The sequence below is a fragment of the Streptomyces sp. NRRL S-244 genome, from assembly GCF_000717915.1.
Classification (GTDB): Bacteria; Actinomycetota; Actinomycetes; order Streptomycetales; family Streptomycetaceae; genus Streptomyces.
Map to the genome: position 1 here is coordinate 216,923 of NZ_JOCX01000002.1, position 18,987 is coordinate 235,909.

Consider the following 18,987-nt stretch of genomic DNA (forward strand, 5'->3'; position numbering starts at 1 on the left):
GCCATGGTGCGGCACCCGGGGCGCGGAGCAGAGGCGAAAAACAGCCGATCCGAAAGAACCGGGGGAGGCGGCCTAGACCCCGAACAGCGCCATGACCCGGCGGACCGCCTCGGCCACCGGGACGCCGACCTCGCCGACCAGCTGGGCGACCCCGGAGACGCTCCCCAGGGCGCGGCGGAACGCGCCGCGCTCCGCGCCGTCCTCGGTCAGGGTGTCCAGGGACGCGTCCAGGACCGCCCGGTCGTCCTCCTGGACCCGTCCGCGCAGCACCTCGACGAGGCTGATCAGCTCCTGGAGCGCCGCCCGCGGGTCCTGCGGCGCGTTGTTGTTCTGCGTACCGATCTTGCCGATGTTGTTCGTCCCGTAGACCTGGAAGTTGTCGCCGACCTGCCCGATCCGGAAGTCCTCGTTGCCGGTCAATTCCCCACCTTTCCGACGTTGCCGCGGCCGGACACGTTGAAGTTGTCGCCGACCTGTCCGATGTAGTTGTTGACCTGCTGGTGGAAGTTGGCCTGCGGGTTGTCGATCGCCTCCATGATCATGCGGACCAGGTCGTGGGCGAGGTTCCGGTCGGTGGTGACGAGCGCCGTGTTCGGCGTACCCGCGGTCTCGATCACCAGCGCGTAGTACGTCTTGCCCAGGATGACGCCGCCCAGTTGCGCCACGAGCAGGCCGAGCAGCACGAGCGCGACGACCACGGCCCCGTCCTGGTAGTCCGACGGGAGCACGACGAGGACGACGAACGTCAGGACGATCACGGTCACCGCGGATTTGAGGAAGCGCGCGATCGCCTGCCCGCGCGCGGGCTCGACGCTGACGGTCGTCGCCCTCGCGATGTTGTTCAGCGGATATGCCTCCGCGCCGATCCACAGGACTCTTCGGCTGACGACGACATCGGTCACGACACTCTTGGCCATACGGCTCCCCCCATGCCCGGATGTAGGGCACAGGATCCTCGCCAACTGCCCTTCCGGCAAGGCGCTTTGCGGGCAAATCCGGGCCCTGTAGGAGGATGTGCGCCGGGCCCCTTCGCCTGTGCGGCCCGCCGACCCACCCGGAGGTGCCGAATGACCCGGATGACCACGTCCCGCTCCGACGCGGAAGCTCCCGCCCCGCCGGGACCGCTGGTCGGGGCGGACTGGCTGGCCGGCCGGCTCGGCGCGCCGGGGCTCGTCGTGTTCGACGCCTCCGTCGGCGCCCACCGCGGCGCCGGCCGGCGGATACCGGGGGCCCGGCCCTTCGACCTCGACGGCGCCCTGTCCGACCACGACGCCCCCGCCCCGCACGCCATGCCCGCGGCCGCCGCCTTCGAGGAGGCGCTGCGGGGGCTCGGCGTCGACGACACCAGTACCGTCGTGGTCTACGACGGCGCCGGCATCCACTCCAGCGCGCGGGCCTGGTGGATGCTGCGCGCCATGGGCTTCGACCGGGCGGCCGTCCTGGACGGCGGACTGCCCGCCTGGACCGCCGCCGGACTGCCCATCGAGGAGTGCGGCCCCGCGTACGAGGGCCCGCGCGGCTCCTTCACGGCCGGGCCGCGGCCGGGGCTGCTGGTGGACTTCGCCGCCGTCGGGGCGGCCCTCGCCGATCCGGAGGCGCTCCTACTGGACGCCCGTACGCGCGAACGCTTCACCGGCGCCGCCCCCGAACCGCGGCCGGGGCTGCGCGGGGGCCACATGCCGGGCGCGGTGAACCTGCCGTTCGGCGACCTCCAGCGGGACGGCGGCCTGATGCGGCCCACCGCGGAACTCCGCGAGGCCTTCGCGGCGTTGACGGGTGAGCGGGAGCGGCTGTACTTCAGCTGCGGTTCGGGAGTGACGGCCTGCGTCCTGGCCCTGGGCGCCACCCTCGCCGGCTACTCCGCCCTGGCGGTCTACGACGGCTCCTGGACGGACTGGGCCATGCGCCCGGAGCTGCCCGCGGTGACGGGCCGGCGGGCGCAGTTCTTCGACGGCGCCGAGACCGAGGGCCGGTTCGCCACGCCCGCGACGGGGGACGAGCGGACGCTGCTCACCGATGTCCTGGCGGCGCAGCGGGCGACGCTGGAGCTGAAGTGTGCCGGCCTGGACGCGGAGTTGTTCCTGCGGTCGGTGGAGCCGTCCACGCTCTCGCTGCTCGGCTTGGTCCGCCACCTCGCGGAGGTGGAGCGCCGCTGGTTCCGCCGGGTCCTGGCCGGGCACGAGGCGCCGGCCCTGTTCTCGTCGGAGGCGGACCCGGACGGCGACTTCGACGGGGCGCTGCCCGGCCCGGGGGCCGTCGCGGCGGCGTGGGAGGCCTGGCGGGACGAGGTCGCGTTCGCGGAGTCGTTCACGGCCGCGGCGCCCGACCTGGACGTGGAGGCCGAGGACGGGTGGCGCGGAAAGGTGTCACTGCGCTGGGTGCTCATCCACATGATCGAGGAGTACGCCCGCCACAACGGGCACGCCGACCTGCTGCGCGAGCGGATCGACGGCGCGATCGGCCTCTGAACCCGGGAGCCGACCCGGGACTGCCCCCGGCGGGCCGCCGGGGGCGTTCGCCGCGGGCGAACGGGGGGTGGGGAACATTGGGGGGCGCACATGCATTGAGTCGGCATAGCTCAACTTCACTGCCGGAGGGAAGATCATGGCTTCGACGTCCGTAACGCTCACTCTGCCCGTGCTGCCGCTTGACGACGAGGTCGTGCTGCCTGGGATGGTCGTACCGCTGGACCTGTCCGATGCCGAGGTGCGGGGGGCCGTCGAGGCTGCCCAGGCGGCGGTCCGGAGCGGGAAGCCCCGGGTGCTGCTCGTGCCGCGGGTCGACGGGAAGTACGCCGGCACCGGTGTGCTCGGGACCGTCGAGCAGGTGGGGCGGCTCTCCGACGGGGACCCCGGGGCGCTCATCCGCGGCGTCGGCCGCGTCCGGATCGGGGCCGGGACCACCGGGCCCGGGGCCGCGCTCTGGGTCGAGGGCGAGAGCGTCGACGAGAGGCTGCCCGACCCGCTGCCGGGGTCGGTCACCGAGCTCGTCAAGGAGTACAAGGCACTCGCCACCAGCTGGCTCAAGAAGCGCGGGGCCTGGCAGGTCGTGGACCGCGTCCAGCAGATCGAGGGCGTCTCGGCCCTCGCCGACAATTCCGGGTACTCGCCCTTCCTGACCGTCGCGCAGAAGGTCGAGCTGCTCGAGACCGCCGACCCCGTCGCCCGGCTCAAGCTGGCCATCACCTGGCTGCGCGACCACCTCGCCGAGCAGGACGTCGCCGAGTCCATCGCCAAGGACGTCCAGGACGGCGTCGAGAAGCAGCAGCGCGAGTTCCTGCTGCGCCGCCAGCTGGAGGCCGTCCGCAAGGAACTGCGCGAACTCAACGGCGAGAAGGACGGCGAGGAGTCCGACGACTACCGGGCCCGCGTCGAGGGCGCCGACCTGCCCGAGAAGGTACGGGAGGCCGCGCTCAAGGAGGTCGACAAGCTGGAGCGGTCCAGCGACCAGTCCCCCGAGGGCTCCTGGATCCGCACCTGGCTCGACACCATCCTGGAACTGCCCTGGAACGAGCGGACCGAGGACGAGTACGACATCCGCGGGGCGCGGGCCGTCCTGGATGCCGAGCACGCCGGGCTGAGCGACGTGAAGGACCGCATCACCGAGTACCTCGCCGTGCGCAAGCGGCGCTCCGAGCGCGGCATGGGCGTCATCGGCGGCCGCCGCGGCGGCGCCGTACTGGCGCTCGTCGGGCCTCCCGGCGTCGGCAAGACCTCCCTCGGGGAGTCCGTCGCGCACGCCATGGGGCGCAAGTTCGTCCGCGTCGCCCTCGGCGGCGTCCGCGACGAGGCCGAGATCCGCGGCCACCGGCGTACGTACGTCGGCGCCCTGCCCGGCCGGATCGTACGGGCCATCAAGGAAGCCGGGTCCATGAACCCGGTCGTCCTGCTCGACGAGATCGACAAGGTCGGGTCGGACTTCCGCGGAGACCCGGCGGCCGCCCTGCTGGAGGTCCTGGACCCCGCCCAGAACCACACCTTCCGGGACCACTACCTGGAGGTGGAGCTGGACCTGAGCGACGTGGTGTTCCTGGCCACGGCCAACGTCCTGGAGGCCATCCCGGAGGCGCTCGCCGACCGCATGGAGCTCGTGCGCCTCGACGGGTACACCGAGGACGAGAAGGTCGTCATCGCCCGCGACCACCTGCTGCCCCGCCAGCTGGAGCGCGCCGGACTCGGCGCCGACGAGGTCGTGCTGGAGGAGGACGCGCTGCGCAAGCTGGCCGGCGAGTACACCCGCGAGGCGGGCGTGCGCACCCTGGAGCGCTCCATCGCGCGCCTGCTGCGCAAGGTGGCCTCCCAGCACGAGCTGGGGGAGCGGGAGCTGCCGCTGCGCGTCGGCGCCGAGGACCTGCGCGGGCTCATCGGGCGCCCGCACCACGTCCCGGAGTCCGCGCAGGACCCCGCCGAGCGGCGCACCGCCGTCCCCGGCGTGGCCACCGGGCTCGCGGTGACCGGCGCGGGCGGCGACGTCCTCTTCGTCGAGGCTTCGCTGGCCGACCCCGAGACGGGGGCCGCCGGACTCACCCTCACCGGGCAGCTCGGCGACGTGATGAAGGAGTCGGCGCAGATCGCGCTCAGCTTCCTGCGCTCGCACGGCGCGGAGCTGGAGCTCCCGGTCGCCGACCTGAAGGACCGGGGCGTGCACATCCACTTCCCGGCGGGCGCGGTGCCGAAGGACGGCCCGAGCGCGGGCATCACGATGACCACGGCGCTCGCCTCGCTGCTCTCCGGGCGGCAGGTACGGACCGACGTGGCCATGACCGGCGAGGTCTCGCTGACCGGGCGCGTCCTGCCCATCGGCGGGGTCAAGCAGAAGCTGCTGGCCGCACACCGGGCCGGCCTGACCACCGTGATCATCCCGAAGCGGAACGAGGCCGACCTGGACGACGTCCCGTCCGAGGTGCTGGAGGGCCTGGAGGTCCACCCGGTGACGGACGTGCGCCAGGTCCTGGAACTGGCCCTCGCGGCGGACGCCGTCCGGGTGACCGCGGCCGCCTGACCGCCGCCGCCCGGCCGGCCCGGCGGCCGCGCCCGCCGGCCGGCGCCACCGGCCCGGGACCCTGCTCCGGCGGGGTCCCGGGCCGGTGGCGTGCGCGCTGCGAAATACTGGTGCCTCGGGACACCATCGATGGGAGCGGACGTGCACGGAAGCGAAGACCAGGAGTTCCTTGCCCTGGAGCGGGAGCTGTCCGTCTTCCTCCGGCGCGCCAGGGCCTCCTCCGGGGAGATGGCCCGCGCGCTCCATCCCGAGCTGGAGCCGGCCGCGTACGGGCTGCTCGTACGGCTGGAGGCCGCGGGCCGGCAGCGGGCCACCGAGCTCGCCGCGTACTTCGGGGTCGGCAAGGCCACCATGAGCCGGCAGCTGCGGGCCCTGGAGGTGCTGGGGCTGGTGGCGCGCGAGCCGGACCCGGCCGACGGCCGGGCCTTCCTCGTCGGCCTCACGGACGAGGGCCGGGAGCGGTTCCTGCGCGTACGGGGGGCCCGGCGCGAGCAGTACATGCGCAAGCTCGCCGACTGGGACCGGGGCGAGGTCGCGGAACTGGCCCGGCTGCTCCATCAGTTGAACCAGGGCGCGGAGTAGCCCCCCGAGCAGCAGCAGCTACGGCTACGGATACAGCTGCGGCCACCGCTGCGGATACCGCTACAGCTCCGTGTACGCCGCCGAGGCGTCGTCGTGGCGCTTGCCGCGCGTGCGGGGGCGGGCCGGGTCCGACTCCAGGGTGCGGACCCGGGCGATCAGGGACTCCGCGCCCTCCTTCCGGAGCACCGCGAGGCACTGGGCCCAGTCGCCCTCCCCGAACGTGTCCGTCCACCGGCTCGCCCCGTCGGTCAGCGCCGCCAGCGCCCGGACCCGCTCGCGCGGGGTCCGGCCCGTCACCGCCCGGGCGGCGACCTCCGGGTCCGCCGCCGCCGTGAAGAAGCCGCCCTCCGCGTTGCGCAGCGCGTCCGCCGAGGCCTGCGTCCGCAAGCGCTCGCGCGGGATCCGGTCCAGCCGGTCGTCGAGCACCGCCGTCACCTCACCGCCGGGTGCTTCGAGGAGCAGTACGGAATCCGAGAGCACGAGGTGCTCCACGTACTCCTCGTCCCACCGCGCCATCACCACCGTCGCCTGCGGGGTCCGCACGTGAGAAAGGTCACAGGTTTGCCGGTGCGCGTCGGCGGTGCCGCGGATGGCCTCCGCCAGGATCCGGTCCAGCGGCATGTCCCGCCGCGATCCGGACAGTTCGGTCAATCGGCCCCCGAGCCGGGCCGCGAACCAGGGCACGCCGTGCGAACACCCCACCTCGCCGGCCGGCGGGGTGACCCCGTCCAGGGCGACCAGGACTCCGCCGCCCGCAGCGGGTATCGCCGCCGATAGCCAGTCCTCGTTGGGGCGTTCCGGGTTGCCGGGGGCCGAGGCGAGGTCGATGCGCATGCGGACATTCTGCCCGCCCGGCGCGCACGGGACGGCCGGGACAGGGTGAAAGGTCCGTACCAATGGGGCAACTGCCGGGCGCGCGGCATCCGCGCCGCCGGCGCGGTGCTCGGCGGCCCTCCGGCGGCTGTGGGCGGGCATATTGCCAAAGCCCTCACCGATCTTTCAACCACCCGTCCATGACGGCCCTCTGTAGGCGCACCGCCGAGTTGGTCGCCAACTCATCCGTGATGTTCACTCGTTCGAGTGGCCGGGTGGGCGATGTCAGGCTCTCTCCCCAACACACTGCAAAGGTCTGAGGCGGTACGAGGGGGCAGGGGGCGTTTACTTGTTGACCGGCCGTTACCTCGGCCACACGAGTAGACGAGCACGAGCACACGTACAGGATTGCGAGCACCGGTGCAGAAGAAGCGGTCTCGGAAGAACGGCACCGCCACCGACGGACCAGCCCCCGCAGGACGCCCCGTCCGCGTGCGCAGCAGGCTCGTCATTGGCGTCGCCGTCGCCGGCCTCACCGTCCTCGCGGCCGGCGCCCCAGCCGTGGTCTCCGCGACGCGGGAGCTGAACGACTCACAGCAGCTGGTCACGCTCGCCGAGCAGACCCAGCACACCCTCACCCTCGCGCACCTCCTCGGTGACGAGCGCGACGCCGTCGTCGAGTACGTGGCCAAGGGCCGCCCCGGCGCCCAGGCGAAGGGCCCCGTCCAGGAGCGCACCGCGCTCACCGACCGCCAGCTCGCCGAGGTCCAGAACGAGGCCGACGAGGCGCTCGCCCGCGCCCTCGGCCGCGTCCAGGCCGTCCGCACCGAGGCCGTCGACGGCAAGGGCAGCGCCCTCGCCGCCCAGCAGGCGTACTCGGGCGTCATCGCGGAACTGCTCGCGCCGGGCGACCGGCTCGCCGAGCTGACCCCGCCGCGCGCCGTCGCCGCCCTCGCCACCACCCGCCCGCTGGCCCCCCTCGGCCAGGCCGTGGAACAGGCCTCGGCCACCCGCGGACTGCTGCTCGCCGCGCTGGCCGTCCCCCGCGGGGAGCAGCCCTCCAACACGGCCGCCACGGACGAACTCACCACCGCCGCCCAGCGGGCCCGCGTACGGGAGCAGGCCGCGCTCGACGACTTCAACCGGGTCGCGCGGCCCGACGTACGCCAGACCCTCGCCGCCACCGTCACCGGACCCGACGTCAAGACGGCCGACGACTACCTCAAGCGGCTCACCGAACGGCCCACGCTCTCCACGGCCGACCGCCGGCTCGACGGCGCCGCCGTCGCCCCGCCGCTCACCGCCCGCATCGACCGGATGCGGTCCGTCGAGGCCACCCTCGCCGGGCAGCGGGCCACCGCGCTCGCCACCCTGCGCGACGACGACGTGACCCGGCTGGAGATGCTGGTCGCGGTCCTCGGCCTGCTGTTCCTGGTCGCCGTCGGCTTCTCGACGGCCGTCGCGCGCTCGCTGACCCGGCCGCTGTCCGTACTGCGCCGCGGCGCGGCCCGGCTGGCCACCCCGGAGGGCTCGGTCGAGCCGGTCCGCTTCACCGGCCGCAACGACGAGTTCGCCGAGGTCGTACGCCACCTCAACGCGGTCCGCGACCAGACCGTCTCCCTGCACACCCGGATCGCCGGCCTCGACGCCGACGGGCGCCGGCTCATCGGCCGCAACGAGGCGCTCTCCGCGGCCCGTGACGCGCTGGAGCAGGAACTGACCGCGGGCCGGGAGGCGGTGGAGCAGGAGCTGGCGCAGCTGCGGGCCACCCTCGAAGAGCACCGCCGCATCATGTCGACGACGTCGGTCTCGCTCTCGCTGCGCACGCTGGGGCTGGTGGAGCGCCAGCTCGCGGTCATCGAGGAGCTGGAGTCCAAGGAGCAGGACCCGGACCGGCTGGCGACCCTGTTCAAGCTGGACCACCTGGCGACGGTCATGCGCCGCCACAACGAGAACCTGCTGGTCCTGGCCGGCCAGGAGCACGGCCACGGCGCCGGGGCCGCGCCGGTCCCGCTGGTCGACGTGATGCGGGCCGCGGTCAGTGAGATCGAGCGCTACGAGCGCGTCGACCTGGCGGCGCTGCCGCCGTTCACACAGGTCGCGGGGCACGCGGCCGACGACATCTCGCACGTGCTCGCCGAACTGCTGGAGAACGCGACGACGTTCTCGCCGCCCGAGGCGAAGGTCCGGGTCTCCGGATGGCTGCTCGACTCGGGTGACGCGGTGCTGTCCGTCGTGGACGAGGGCATCGGGGTCACCGGCGACCGGCTGGAGTCGCTCAACGCCCGCCTGGCCACGCCGGAGGCGTACGACAAGGAGCCGGAGGCCGAACACGGCCTGGGCCTCGGCCTGTACGTGGCGGGCCGCCTCGCGGCCCGGCACGGGGTCACGGCCGAGCTGCGCGCCGGCCGGCACGCGGGCACGGAGGCCCTGGTGGTCGTCCCGGCCTCGCTGCTTCCGGCCACGCCGCCGAGCTCGCCGGTGCACACCTTCGCGACGCCGGCGCCGGGCGTGCCGGAGCTGCGGCTGCCGGGTGTGATCGCCGAGGCGAACGAGAACACGATCCCGGGCCGCCGGATGCCGGAGCCTCCGGCGGTGGAGCGGGAGGCCGAGGCGTCGGCGCAGGCCGACCCGGCCCCGGCGCCGGCTGCCGAGCCCTTCCAGGACCCGGGCCCGGAGGCGGACGCCGAGCTGCTGCGGGGCATGGAGTGGGACCCGGCCGTACCGGACGCCGCGGACGAGCTGTCGGCTGCGGACCCGGCCGGGGACGCGGTCCCGGACCCGGACCCGGACCCGGTCTCGGACCCGGTCTCGGACCCGGACTTCGCGTCGGGCGCCGGCCTGGCTCCGGACTTCGGGCCGGATCTGGCCGGGGGGCTGGAGCCCGACAAGGCTGCGCAGGCGGCGGGCACGGAGGGTGGGCTGCCGCCCGCCGACCAGGTGTTCACCGCCAGCCAGGACTTCGGGGACGCCGCGGACGTACTGCCGCCCGCCGACCAGGTGTTCACCGCGGCCGGCGGACCGGCGCCGGCCGAGGAGCTGCTGGCCCGGGTCGTTCCGGACGCCGCCCCGGCGGCGGAGGCCGAGCTGCCCGGCAGCCCCGAAGAGGTACCGGGCGAGCCCGATCCCGGCGAAGAACTCCTCGCCCGGGTCGTCCCCGACGCAGGACCGGAGGCCTTCGCCGGGCCTGACCCCGACCCGGCGTCCCCCGACCGGCTGCCCGATGCCGGCCCGCGGGCCGACGTACCGGAAGCAGGACTGCCGCTGCCCGGGGAGTCCGTCACCGCCGTCGCCCCCGACGGCCCGGCGGAGCCCCACCGGCACGCGCCCGACGAGGCCGACTGGGTCCCCCGCCAGGGGAGCCACCCCGACTCCGGTCCGGAGGCGGCCGTCACCGACAAGGGGCTGCCCAAGCGGACCCCGCGCACGGTGGGCGCGAGCCGCCCCGAGGCCGTACGGCCGCCCGCGCCGCCGCGCCGCGTCGACGCCGACGAGCTGCGCCGCCGGCTCGGCGGCTTCTACCAGGGGACGCGGGACGGACGGCGCGTCGTGGCCGCCGAGCTCGCACAGGACACCGACCAGGGGGACACCGCACAGGAGGCACGCACATGACCGCGCCCAGTACGTACGGACTGAGCACCCAGGCCCGCAACCTGCAGTGGCTGCTGACCGACCTGGTCGAGGAGGTGCCCGGCGTCAACTCCGTCGCCGTCGTGTCCTCGGACGGGCTCCTGCTGCTGTCCTCCGACCCCGGGGGAGCGGCCGCGGGCGGGAACGCCGCGCCCACCAAGGGCCCGCGCGGCGCCTCCGCCGACCTGGCGACCATCGTCTCCGGCCTCGGCAGCCTCACGACGGGCGCCGCCGAGCTCATGGAGGGCGGGGCGGTCAAGCAGACGATGGTGGCGATGGAGCACGGCTCCGTCTTCGTCATGGCCATCAGCGACGGTTCGCTGCTCGGCGTCCACGCCACCCCCGACTGCGACATGAGCGTGGTGGCGTACCACATGGCCCTGTTCGTCGGCCGGGCCGGCCACGTCCTGACCCCCGAAGTCCGCAGCGAGCTGCGCCAGTCGATGGAGAAGACCCCGTGAGGAGTACGGCCTCGGCGGCGGCCGCCCCGGCCTCGGCGCCCGCGTCCGACCGCCTGCCGATACGCGGAGCCGACCGCCGGCCCGCCCGCGTCCGCCCGTACTCCCTCACGGGCGGCCGCACCCGCTTCGCGCAGGTCCTGCACGTGGAGACGTTCGTCGCCGCCTGCGACACCCGGGCGTCGGAGCCGCAGCGGCCCGAGTCCGACGACCGCATGCCCGAGATGCCGGCGATCGTCGAGGTCTGCCGCCGCATGCGCACCATCGCGGAGATATCCGCGCTGCTGAAGCTGCCCCTCGGGGTGGTCCGCGTCCTGGTCAGCGACCTCGCCGACCAGGGACGGATACGCGTCTACGGGACGGGGCACGGCCCCGGGCGACCCGAACGCGCGCTGCTGGAAAGGGTGCTCAGTGGTCTTCGCAGTCTCTGACCCGCCCGTCGGCATGCCCGCCCACGCCAAGGCCGCCCTGGACGACGAGCCCGTCCAGCCCTGGCAGTACGACCGCTCCCGCGCACCCGTCGCCGTCAAGGTGCTGGTCGCGGGCGGCTTCGGCGTCGGCAAGACCACCTTCGTGTCCTCCGTCTCCGAGATCACCCCGCTGCGCACGGAGGCGGTGATGACCCAGGCCAGCGTCCCGACGGACGACCTGTCCGGCACCCCGGACAAGAGCACCACCACCGTCGCGATGGATTTCGGCCGCATCACCCTCGCCGACGACCTCGTGCTGTACGTGTACGGGACCCCGGGCCAGGAGCGCTTCTGGTTCATGTGGGACGACCTGGTGCGCGGTGCCATCGGCGGCATCGTGCTGGCCGACACGCGCAGGCTGCGCGACTGCTTCCCGGCGCTCGACTACTTCGAGAGCTGCGGGCTCCCGTACGCGGTCGCCGTGAACCACTTCGAGGGCTCGCACGCGTACGAGCCGCAGGACGTGCGCGAGGCGCTGACCATCCCGCCGCACGTACCGGTGCTGATCATGGACGCGCGGCGCCGGGACACGGTCGTCGAGTCCCTGGTGACGCTGGTGGGCCACGCGCTGGACGCGACGCCGGAACCGTAGAACCGCAAACCCGCAGAACCCCGCAGGGCCCGCCGAACCGCAGTACCGCACACCTGAATCGAGAACGTGAGATGCGCAAGATCCTCGTCGTGGGGGCCGGCCAGTCGGGCCTCCAGCTCGCCCTCGGCCTCCAGGCGAAGGGGTACGAGATCACCCTCATGTCCAACCGGACGGCGGACGAGATCCGCACCGGGCGGGTCATGTCCACGCAGGTCATGTTCGACACGGCGCTGCGGCACGAGCGCGACCTCGCCCTGAACTTCTGGGAGCGGCAGGCCCCGCGGATCGAGGGCCTCGGCCTCTCGGTCGCCGCCCCGGACGGTTCGCGCCCGGTCGACTGGCTCGGCCGTCTCAAGGGGTACGCGCAGTCCGTCGACCAGCGCGTGAAGATGGCCGGCTGGCTCGACGTCTTCGTGCAGCGCGGCGGACAGCTGGTCGTCCACGGTGCGTCCGTCGCCGACCTGGACTTCTTCTCCCGTACGTACGACCTGGTGCTGGTCGCGGCGGGCAAGGGCGAGCTGGTGTCGATGTTCGGGCGGGACGCGGCGCGCTCCCCGTACGACGCGCCGCAGCGCATGCTGGCCGTCTCGTACGTGCACGGGCTGGAGCCGCGGCCCGAGCACCCGGAGACGGAGGCGCTGCGCTGCAACGTGGTCCCGGGGGTGGGCGAGCTGTCCGTCATCCCGACGCTGACCACGTCGGGGCGGGCGGACATCCTGTTCTGGGAGGGCCTTCCGGGCGGCCCGCTGGACGTCTTCAAGGGCGTGCGGGAGCCGGGCGAGCACCTCGCGCTGACGCTGGAGCTGATGGAGGAGTTCACGCCCTGGGAGTACGCGCGGGCGGCGAAGGCGGAGCTGACGGACGCGGGCGCCACGCTGGCCGGGCGGTACGCGCCGGTCGTCCGGAACCCGGTCGGGCGGCTGCCGGGCGGCGGGCTGGCGCTGGGGGTCGCGGACGTGGTCGTCGCGAACGACCCGATCACGGGGCAGGGGTCGAACGCGGCGTCGAAGTGCGCGGCCTCGTACCTGTCGTCGATCCTGATGCACGGGGACAAGCCGTTCGACGAGGCGTGGATGAAGGCGACGTTCGACAAGTTCTGGTTCACGACGGGCAAGCCGGTGACCGAGTGGACGAACGCGATGCTGGCCCCCCTGCCGGAGCACGTACTGACCCTGGTCGGCGCGGCCGGGCGGTTCCAGGCGGTGGCGGATCGGTTCGCCAACGGCTTCGACCAGCCGGCCGACTTCGACGGGTACTTCTACGACGCGCAGGACGCGGAGGACTACTTGGCGGAGGTCGCGGAGGTCGCGGAGGCTGCGGGAGTCGCTGAGGCGGCGGGAGTCGCGGCGGTCGCGGGAGCCTCCGTGGAGGAGTAACCGCTGTCGTCGCTGCTGCTGCTGCCGTCGCCGCTGCTGCCGTCGCCGTTCGTGTCGTTGTCGGGAAGTGCCGGTGCGGTGAACCGGGCGAGCGGGGCCGCGTCGGGATCGGGCCGTACGGCGCCGAGCAGCGGATTGGCCGCGATGGGGGACACCTTGACCTTCGCGCCGGGGCGCGGGGCCTGGATCACCTTTCCGTCGCCGACGTACAGGGCCACGTGGGTGGCGGTCGGGAAGTAGACCACCAGATCGCCGGGGCGCAGCTCGTCCAGGGGCACCTTGGGGAGCTGCGCCCACTGTTCCTGGCTGGTCCGGGGGATGGACCGGCCGGCGTGCGCCCAGGCCTGCGAGGTGAGCCCGGAGCAGTCGAAGGACCCGGGGCCCTCGGCGCCCCAGACGTACGGTTTGCCGATCTGCTCGGTGGCATAGGCCAGGGCGGCGCCGCCGGCGGCCGTGGGCGTACGGGGGGTGTCGGCGAGCCGGCCGGAGTCCAGCAGCTCCCGCTGCGCGGTGGCGGTGTTCGCGGCCTCGCGGGAGCCGAGCCGGGCGAGCTGCTCGGGGGTGAGCGAGGCGAGGACCCGCTCGACCTGCTTGAGCTTGAGGTCGACCTCCTGTTTGTGCCGCTTGCGCTGCGCGGTCAGGTTCTGCCGGGCGTCGAGGGACTTGCGGGCGGCGGTGGCGAGGAGGCCGGCGCGCTGCTCGCCGCGGGTGAGCCGGGCCAGCAGCCCCGCCCGCCGGGCGCCCTCGCGGGCGGCGAGCCGCCGCTGGTCCTGGGCGGCCTGGGGGTCGCCGGTGAGCAGCATCCGGGCGTACGGGGAGAAGCCGACGGCGCCCTGCTGGTACTGCTCCCGCGCCACCCGCCCGGCGGCGGCCTTCTCGGCGCCGAGGGCGGTACGGGTCCTCGCGAGCTCGGCACTGAGCCGCCGCTCCTCGTCCTGCCCGGCCTTGAGCGCGAGTTCGGTGGCCTTGTACCGCTCGGCGGCGGCTTCGGCATCCCGATAGAGCCCCTGCAGCCGCGCGAGCAACTCCCCGACGCCGAGCCCCTGGAGTTCGGTGGCCCCTGCGCCGCTGAGTCCCGGCGCCCCGGCCCCTCCGCTGCCGGGGTCCCGCGTGGCGGTGGCGGCTGCGCCGGCGTCCCGCGTGGCGGTGGTGCCTGCGTCGGCGGGGTTCCGTGTGGCGGCGGCTCCTGCGGTGCCGGCGTCCCGCGTGGCGGTGGCCCCGGCGGTGCCGTCGCCCTGCCGGTCGGTGGCATCCGCCGCACCGGCGGCCCGCGAGTCGGCGCCGTCCGCCGAGTCGAGCCCCTGCGACGTGGTGGCACCGCGGGCGCCGGTGGTCCGGCGGGGGGTGGTGTCTTCCGGGTCGGGGTTCTGCGTTGCAGCGGCGTGCGCCGAGTCGAGGCCCTGCGGGGCGGTGGCACCGCGCGCACCGGGGGTCCGCCCGGGGGTGGTGTCCACCGAGTCGAGGCCCCGCCGGGCGGCGTCTGCGGTACCGGGATTCCGCGTGGCGAAGGCGCCGGTGGGGATGTCGCTCCGCCCGTCGGTGGCCCGCCGGCTGGTGGCGTTCGCCGAGCCGGGACCCTCGGGGGCGGTGGCGCCGGGGGGCCGGTGGGCGGTGGTGTCCGCCGAGTCGAGGCCCCGCCGGGCGGCGCTTCCGGTGACGGGGGCCTGCGGGGCGGTGGCGTTCGCCGAGCCGTGGGCGGCCCGTGCGGTGGCGCCTCCGGGGTGGGGGGGTGCTGCGGCGGCACGGGGCTGCCGGGTCGTGGCGGCGGCCGAGTCCGCCAGGAAGTCGGGCACGGACCCGGCGTGGGTGACGGGGAGCGGCCCGGCCGACACGAACAGGGCGGCGATGCAGGCGGCACGGAGCACGCGGCGTGACATGTGATCACCTCCAGGCGGCCGATGCTGCCACGCCCGGTATGACAAATCCCCCACCCGGGACGGCCAGTTCCCCACGCCCACCCGTCCGGCCCACCGCTGCCGGCGGCGCGGCCCCCCGTCCGGCCCCCGGTAGCCGGACCCTGCGGGCGGCTTCGTGGTGGGCCGGTGCCGGGGGCGGGGTGGGGTGCCGTCCGGGGCGGGGCACGATTTATGGCGGCTGCTCCGGGTCGGGGAGGGGCTCGGGATCCACGCCCCACATCACGTTTTACGCCCCGGCCGACACCCCACCCCACCGCCGACCCCGGCCGGTTCGGCCCCCGGCGCATCCGGCCCACCGTTGCCGGAGGCGCTGCCCACGTCCGGCCCCCTGGGCACGGGTCCGGGCGGAGCCCGGAGAAAGGGCGGGCGGGGAGAAGGCCCCGCGCAGCGGCAACCCGCGCACCGACCGGCAAGGGCTGCGGCCCCGGGTGCGGCTGGGATCAGGAGTGGAGGAGGCGGGTCTTGGCCTCCTTGAACTCCTGGGGGGTGAGGAGGCCTTCCCGGGCCAGGGTGGCCAGTTGGGCCAGTTCCGTGGCCAGGCCGGCCGGCGGGGGCGTGGTCTGGCCGCCGTCGGTGGTCATCCGGCCGTCCGGAGCAGCCGACTTGGCCGGAGCCGTTTCGGGGCCCGCCGGAGCCACCGGCTGCGAGTCGGTGGGCTCGGCTCCCGGGCCCGCGGAGCCGGAGGCCTCGGCGCCGGCCGTCTCCGAGCCGGAGGGCTCCGCCGCCGGTGGCCGGCCCGCCGCTCGGGCGAGGAGGCCCTGGAGGAGGGGGCGGCCCGTGGGGCGGCGGGCCGGGTCCACTCTCGTGCCGACCGGGCGGATGAACATCAGGCCGCCTCCGTCCGCTCGGGCGGGATCCGGACCGAGCCGACGATGCGCCCGCCCGCCGCCCGTACCGCGATCGCCGCGTCCTCGGCCCACACGTGCTCCACGAGCAGCAGCAGCGCGCAGCTGCCCCGCTCCAGCAGCTGCGCCGACTCCTCGACGTCCTCCGCCCCGATCAGCTGCGCGGCCTCCCGGTGCCGCAGCAGCCCCAGCAGCTCCATGAACTCGTCGAACTCCGCCGCCAGCACCTCGCCCGCCGCCGTCTTCGTGACCACGAGCCCGTCGATCAGCCGTACGACCCCCGCCTTGCGCAGCCCCATCACGGCCTCGACCGCCGGTACCCGCAGCTGCTCCTCCGGGAAGGCCAGGACGATGAATTCCACTGGTCCCATGTCTCGCCGCTCCCACTCGTGACCGATTCTGACTACTCCTCGGCACTCTATGACATAAGCGGACATACCATCCGTCCGCTTGCTACGTTTCCGATATGACCGCTCTGACGGCAGAGGTGGCGGAGCCCGCGCCGCCCCCGCCTCCCGACGGCTCCGCGTCCACGCGCAGAGGCGTCGAGCTGACGCTCCTCGCCGGAGCCGTCCTCATCTGCGTCCTCGGCCACCTCTACGTCGGCCTCGCCACCACCGGCCGCGCCCCCGGATCCGCCGCCCGCTACGCGGCCGGGCTCGGGGGTGCGGCCCTGCTCGCGCACCTCGCCGTCCGCTTCCGGGCCCCGTACGCCGATCCGCTCGTGCTGCCCATCGCGGTCCTGCTCAACGGTCTCGGCCTGGTCCTGATCCAGCGGCTCGACCTGACCACTCCCGGCCATCTCACCGCCGGTGACCAACTGCGCTGGTCGGCGCTGGGCGTGGCCCTCTTCGTCCTCGTCGTCGTGCTGCTGCGCGACCACCGGGTGCTCCAGAAGTACGCGTACCTCTCCGTGGCCGCGGCCCTCGCGCTGATGCTCGTCCCCGTCTTCTTCCCGGCGGTCAACGGCGCGCACATCTGGATCCGGTTCGCCGGACTCTCCTTCCAGCCCGGCGAGTTCGCCAAGATCCTGCTCGCCGTGTTCTTCGCCGCCTACCTCGCCGCGAACCGCACCGCCCTCGCCCTCACCGGCCGCCGGCTGTTCTGGAAGCTGCGCCTGCTACCCGGCCGGGTCCTCGGCCCGATCCTCGCGATCTGGCTGCTCAGCGTCGGCGTGCTCGTCCTGGAGCGCGATCTCGGGACCTCGCTGCTCTTCTTCGGGCTCTTCGTCGTCATGCTGTTCACCGCCACCGGCCGGATCGGCTGGATCGCGATCGGGCTGCTGCTCGCCGCGCTGGGCGCGTACGCCGTCGGCACCCTGGAGCCGCATGTGCACAGCCGCGTCGAGGACTGGCTGAATCCTTTCGCCTCCATCGAGAGGGGGGAAGGACCGGGCCAGCTCGCCCAGTCCCTCTTCGCCTTCGCCGCCGGTGGGCTGCTCGGCTCCGGGCTCGGCCACGGGCAGTCCTTCCTCATCGGCTTCGCCGCCAAGTCGGACTTCATCCTCGCCACCGCCGGCGAGGAGCTCGGCCTCGTCGGCCTCACCGCGATCCTGCTGCTCTACGGACTCCTCGTCCACCGAGGTTTTCGCGCCGGGCTCGCGCTGCGCGACCCCTTCGGCCGCCTCCTCGCCACCGGGCTCGCCTCGATCGTCGCGCTCCAGGTGTTCGTCATCGCCGGGGGAGTCACCGGGCTGATCCCGCTCACCGGCATGGCGATGCCCTTCCTCGCCCAGGGCGGCTCCTCCGTCGTCACCAACTGGGTCATCGTCGCGCTGCTCGTCCGGCTCGGCGACAGCGCCGGCCGCCCCCGCCCGGCCGCAGGGGGCGGCGCGTGATCCGGTACATCCGCTGGTGCGCGTACTTCTGCGCGCTGCTGCTCGCCGCCCTGCTCGTCAACGTGGCCCGGGTGCAGGTCTGGGAGGCCGCCGCGTACGGGGCGAACCCGGCCAACAAGCGCCCCGCCATCGAGCGCTACGCCGAGCCCCGCGGGGACATCCTGGTCGACGGGAGGCCCGTCACCGGATCCCGGGACAGCGGCCAGCTCCTGCGCTACGAGCGGACGTACGCCAACGGCCCGCTCTACGCGCCGGTCACCGGGTTCTCCTCGCAGACGTACGGGACCAGCCTCCTGGAGCGCGCCGAGGACGCGGTCCTCTCGGGCACCGATCCGGGGCTCTCGGCCTTCCCGCTCTGGTACGACCTGGCCCGCGGCCGCCCGTCCGGCGGCAACGCGGAGACCACCGTACGGTCCGGCCCGCAACTGGCCGCGTACACCGGACTGGCGGGCCGGCGCGGCGCGGCCGTCGCCCTGGAGCCCGCCACCGGCAGGATCCTCGCGCTGGTCAGCAGCCCCTCGTACGACCCGGCGGCGCTCTCCGGCACCGGCGGGGCCGTCAAGGCGGCCTGGGCCCGGCTGAACGCGGACCCCGCCCGGCCGATGCTGAACCGGGCGCTGCGCGAGACGTACCCGCCCGGCTCCACCTTCAAGATCGTGACGGCGGCCGCGGCCCTGGACGCGGGCGTGGTCACCGATGTGGACGCGCCCACGCAGACCCCCGACCCCTACCCGCTGCCCGGCACCAGCACCCTCCTGCCGAACGCGGCCACCGGCTGCCAGGACGCCTCGATGGCCGAGGCGGTGCAGTGGTCCTGCAACACGGTGATGGCGAAGATCGGGGTACGGGTCGGACTGCGCGCGATGGTGGACGCCGCGCGCCGGTTCGGGTTCAACGAGGAGGGGCTGCGGGTGCCGGCCTGGGTCTCGCGGTCGAACTTCGACACGGACATGAGCCCGGACCAGCTGGCGCTGTCCTCGATCGGGCAGTTCAACACGACGGCCACACCGCTCCAGATGGCCATGGTCGCGGCGGCGGTCGCGAACGGCGGCGAGCTCACGTCCCCGTACCTCGTCGACCGGACCACCCAGGACGACGGGGATCAGGTCCGGCGCGGGCAGCAGCACGGCCTGGGCCGGGCGATGAACCCGGCGACGGCGCTGCGGTTGCAGGAGATGATGGTGCAGGTGGTGGAGAACGGCACCGGGCGCAATGCCGCGATCCCGGGCGCGGTGGTCGGCGGCAAGACCGGCACCGCCCAGCACGGCGTCGGGAACGCCGGGACCCCGTACGCGTGGTTCATCGGCTGGGCGAAGGCCGAGGACGCGCCGCAGCCGGGGGTCGCGGTGGCGGTGGTGGTCGAGGACGCGGAGGCGCGCCGCGGGGACATCAGCGGCAACGGCGCGGCCGCCCCGATCGCCCGGGCGGTGATGGAGGCCGCGCTCGCCGCGCGTTGAGCCGGGAACC

At 74.4% G+C, this 18,987-nt stretch carries 16 protein-coding genes and 1 pseudogene; 11 read left to right on the forward strand and 6 right to left on the reverse strand.

Annotation, left to right across the window (positions count from 1 at the left end; genetic code table 11):
• Positions 1 to 72: 72 nt before the first annotated feature.
• A complete protein-coding gene (locus IF02_RS34205) occupies positions 73 to 420 on the reverse strand; it encodes a hypothetical protein (protein WP_030153652.1) in 348 nt (115 codons plus the stop codon).
• Positions 417 to 917, reverse strand: a complete 501-nt coding sequence (locus IF02_RS0103270) for a DUF6232 family protein (RefSeq protein WP_030153653.1) — start codon at positions 915 to 917, stop codon at positions 417 to 419. Before IF02_RS0103270 ends, IF02_RS34205 begins: the two co-directional genes overlap by 4 nt.
• A 159-nt stretch (positions 918 to 1,076) precedes the next feature.
• Here IF02_RS0103270 and IF02_RS35065 point away from each other — a divergent pair.
• The 4 genes and pseudogenes from IF02_RS35065 to IF02_RS0103290 all read left to right on the forward strand — a co-directional run.
• Positions 1,077 to 1,931: pseudogene (locus IF02_RS35065) on the forward strand (sulfurtransferase); the annotation flags it as partial.
• Positions 1,914 to 2,468, forward strand: coding sequence for a DinB family protein (locus IF02_RS35070; protein WP_420708089.1), 555 nt, complete (start codon positions 1,914 to 1,916; stop codon positions 2,466 to 2,468). The pseudogene IF02_RS35065 and the gene IF02_RS35070, both read left to right, overlap by 18 nt.
• 136 nt (positions 2,469 to 2,604) lie before the next feature.
• On the forward strand, positions 2,605 to 5,001 hold the full coding sequence (lon, locus tag IF02_RS0103285; protein WP_030153655.1) for an endopeptidase La: 2,397 nt from the start codon (positions 2,605 to 2,607) through the stop codon (positions 4,999 to 5,001).
• A gap of 129 nt (positions 5,002 to 5,130) precedes the next feature.
• The gene (locus tag IF02_RS0103290) at positions 5,131 to 5,583 is read left to right on the forward strand and encodes a MarR family winged helix-turn-helix transcriptional regulator (RefSeq protein ID WP_030153656.1); all 453 of its coding nucleotides are present in this window, start codon (positions 5,131 to 5,133) and stop codon (positions 5,581 to 5,583) included.
• A gap of 60 nt (positions 5,584 to 5,643) precedes the next feature.
• Here IF02_RS0103290 and IF02_RS0103295 read toward each other — a convergent pair whose 3' ends face one another.
• Complete coding sequence (locus IF02_RS0103295) at positions 5,644 to 6,417, reverse strand: protein phosphatase 2C domain-containing protein (protein WP_030153657.1); 774 nt, start codon at positions 6,415 to 6,417, stop codon at positions 5,644 to 5,646.
• A 471-nt stretch (positions 6,418 to 6,888) separates the two neighbouring features.
• On the opposite strand from IF02_RS0103295, the gene IF02_RS0103300 reads away from it, so the two are divergent.
• From IF02_RS0103300 to IF02_RS0103320, 5 genes are all read left to right on the forward strand, one after another.
• Positions 6,889 to 10,008 (forward strand): nitrate- and nitrite sensing domain-containing protein, encoded by a 3,120-nt coding sequence (locus IF02_RS0103300; protein WP_051695587.1) that lies wholly within the window; start codon positions 6,889 to 6,891, stop codon positions 10,006 to 10,008.
• Positions 10,005 to 10,487, forward strand: coding sequence for a roadblock/LC7 domain-containing protein (locus tag IF02_RS0103305; RefSeq protein ID WP_030153660.1), 483 nt, complete (start codon positions 10,005 to 10,007; stop codon positions 10,485 to 10,487). Before IF02_RS0103300 ends, IF02_RS0103305 begins: the two co-directional genes overlap by 4 nt.
• Positions 10,484 to 10,915, forward strand: coding sequence for a DUF742 domain-containing protein (locus tag IF02_RS0103310; protein ID WP_030153661.1), 432 nt, complete (start codon positions 10,484 to 10,486; stop codon positions 10,913 to 10,915). The genes IF02_RS0103305 and IF02_RS0103310 overlap by 4 nt, the downstream gene beginning before the upstream one ends.
• Positions 10,916 to 10,928: 13 nt before the next feature.
• Entirely contained in the window at positions 10,929 to 11,546 is a 618-nt protein-coding gene (locus IF02_RS0103315) for a GTP-binding protein (RefSeq protein ID WP_030153662.1), read from the forward strand.
• A gap of 71 nt (positions 11,547 to 11,617) precedes the next feature.
• On the forward strand, positions 11,618 to 12,922 hold the full coding sequence (locus IF02_RS0103320) for a styrene monooxygenase/indole monooxygenase family protein (protein ID WP_030153663.1): 1,305 nt from the start codon (positions 11,618 to 11,620) through the stop codon (positions 12,920 to 12,922).
• Here IF02_RS0103320 and IF02_RS35355 read toward each other — a convergent pair.
• From IF02_RS35355 to IF02_RS0103335, 3 genes are all read right to left on the reverse strand, one after another.
• On the reverse strand, positions 12,829 to 14,799 hold the full coding sequence (locus IF02_RS35355) for a C40 family peptidase (RefSeq protein WP_234318071.1): 1,971 nt from the start codon (positions 14,797 to 14,799) through the stop codon (positions 12,829 to 12,831). The two genes, IF02_RS0103320 and IF02_RS35355, sit on opposite strands and share 94 nt — an antisense overlap.
• Before the next feature lie 479 nt (positions 14,800 to 15,278).
• Positions 15,279 to 15,665 (reverse strand): SHOCT domain-containing protein, encoded by a 387-nt coding sequence (locus tag IF02_RS0103330; RefSeq protein WP_030153666.1) that lies wholly within the window; start codon positions 15,663 to 15,665, stop codon positions 15,279 to 15,281.
• Positions 15,665 to 16,054, reverse strand: a complete 390-nt coding sequence (locus IF02_RS0103335; protein ID WP_030153668.1) for a DUF6325 family protein — start codon at positions 16,052 to 16,054, stop codon at positions 15,665 to 15,667. Before IF02_RS0103335 ends, IF02_RS0103330 begins: the two co-directional genes overlap by 1 nt.
• 95 nt (positions 16,055 to 16,149) lie before the next feature.
• On the opposite strand from IF02_RS0103335, the gene IF02_RS0103340 reads away from it, so the two are divergent.
• Together IF02_RS0103340 and IF02_RS0103345 are read left to right on the forward strand one after the other, a co-directional pair.
• Complete coding sequence (locus IF02_RS0103340; RefSeq protein ID WP_030153669.1) at positions 16,150 to 17,520, forward strand: FtsW/RodA/SpoVE family cell cycle protein; 1,371 nt, start codon at positions 16,150 to 16,152, stop codon at positions 17,518 to 17,520.
• Positions 17,517 to 18,977: a penicillin-binding transpeptidase domain-containing protein gene (locus IF02_RS0103345; RefSeq protein ID WP_030153670.1), complete on the forward strand. Its 1,461-nt coding sequence runs from the start codon at positions 17,517 to 17,519 to the stop codon at positions 18,975 to 18,977. Before IF02_RS0103340 ends, IF02_RS0103345 begins: the two co-directional genes overlap by 4 nt.
• Positions 18,978 to 18,987: the final 10 nt, after the last annotated feature.

Excerpts from the sequence above, each read along its gene's own strand:
- IF02_RS0103270 (WP_030153653.1), bottom strand. The coding sequence starts at position 917 with ATGGCCAAGAGTGTCGTGACCGATGTCGTCGTCAGCCGAAGAGTCCTG.
- lon (WP_030153655.1), top strand. The coding sequence starts at position 2,605 with ATGGCTTCGACGTCCGTAACGCTCACTCTGCCCGTGCTGCCGCTTGAC.
- IF02_RS0103290 (WP_030153656.1), top strand. The coding sequence starts at position 5,131 with ATGGGAGCGGACGTGCACGGAAGCGAAGACCAGGAGTTCCTTGCCCTG.
- IF02_RS0103295 (WP_030153657.1), bottom strand. The coding sequence starts at position 6,417 with ATGCGCATCGACCTCGCCTCGGCCCCCGGCAACCCGGAACGCCCCAAC.
- IF02_RS0103305 (WP_030153660.1), top strand. The coding sequence starts at position 10,005 with ATGACCGCGCCCAGTACGTACGGACTGAGCACCCAGGCCCGCAACCTG.
- IF02_RS0103315 (WP_030153662.1), top strand. The coding sequence starts at position 10,929 with ATGCCCGCCCACGCCAAGGCCGCCCTGGACGACGAGCCCGTCCAGCCC.
- IF02_RS0103320 (WP_030153663.1), top strand. The coding sequence starts at position 11,618 with ATGCGCAAGATCCTCGTCGTGGGGGCCGGCCAGTCGGGCCTCCAGCTC.
- IF02_RS35355 (WP_234318071.1), bottom strand. The coding sequence starts at position 14,799 with ATGTCACGCCGCGTGCTCCGTGCCGCCTGCATCGCCGCCCTGTTCGTG.
- IF02_RS0103330 (WP_030153666.1), bottom strand. The coding sequence starts at position 15,665 with ATGTTCATCCGCCCGGTCGGCACGAGAGTGGACCCGGCCCGCCGCCCC.
- IF02_RS0103335 (WP_030153668.1), bottom strand. The coding sequence starts at position 16,054 with ATGGGACCAGTGGAATTCATCGTCCTGGCCTTCCCGGAGGAGCAGCTG.
- IF02_RS0103340 (WP_030153669.1), top strand. The coding sequence starts at position 16,150 with ATGACCGCTCTGACGGCAGAGGTGGCGGAGCCCGCGCCGCCCCCGCCT.